This window comes from Ruegeria sp. AI3 (assembly GCF_056541245.1).
Genome location: NZ_JBQFYA010000064.1, coordinates 1 through 953, shown reverse-complemented (window position 1 = coordinate 953; position 953 = coordinate 1). Strand labels below are relative to the sequence as shown.

1 pseudogene is annotated in these 953 nt (G+C 58.8%); it reads right to left on the bottom strand.

From position 1 onward, the window contains the following. Nucleotides 1-11: 11 nt before the first annotated feature. A pseudogene (locus ACRZ95_RS23035) lies at nucleotides 12-887 on the bottom strand (IS5 family transposase). Between the last annotated feature and the right edge of the window lie 66 nt (nucleotides 888-953).

Genomic DNA, 953 nt, shown 5'->3' with positions numbered 1-953 from the left:
AGGTTCAGGCCTCATAGCCAATAGATAACGAGTGCTGCGAGGGCGATTGCTGACAGGAAGACCTTTGGGCACCTGTCGTAGCGGGTTGCCACAGGCCGCCAATCCTTCAACCTGCCGAACATGATCTCGATCCGGTTGCGCCGTTTGTAACGACGCTTGTCGTACTTAACCGGTTTCTTCCGCTACTTCCGGCCAGGGGTGCAGGCGAGCACCCCTTTGTCTTTCAACGCTTCCCGGAACCAATCGGCGTCATAGCCACGATCCCCGAGCGGCCAATCGACATCCGGCAGGCCGCTCAGCAGTGCCCGCGCACCAATGTAATTGCTGACCTGACCGGCGGTGATGAACAGGTTGAGCGGACGTCCCCGGCTGTCGCAGATGGCATGCAACTTGGTGTTCATGCCGCCCTTGGTGCGACCCCTCTCGGCAGCATCCTCCGGATGCACCTGCCGGGCAATGAATCAGGCGTCCACGCCCCCTTTTTTGACGCCCAAACTGCTTGCGGTACGGTGGGCCTTCAGGTTGGTGGCATCGACCATCACAGTATTCTCTTCACCGTGTTCGGCAGCCAGACCGGCCATCATCCGGGCGAAGATGCCTTGTTCGTGGCGGCATTCGAACCAGTGGCGTTTGCCACTCACCTCCACCGCTTCCAACGGTTATAGGGCGTTTCCGGGGCTTACGCGGCCCCACTGGGACCACGATTCCCTTCAACTGTGTGGGCCATACGCCGAAGGGGCATCGCGCCATCTCAACCCATTGCGATTAATGAAGATAATGCCGCTCAACACACGTCGATCATCAACGCGTGGTTTGCCCTGGGACTTGGGCAAGAAAGGCTCAAGACGCGCCACCTGCGCATCCGTCAGCCAGAAAAGATCAGACATGGTCACCGCTCGATTTTCGAACCGTGAATCACGCAGCAAAGCGGAAATCAATGGGTCCTGACCCTA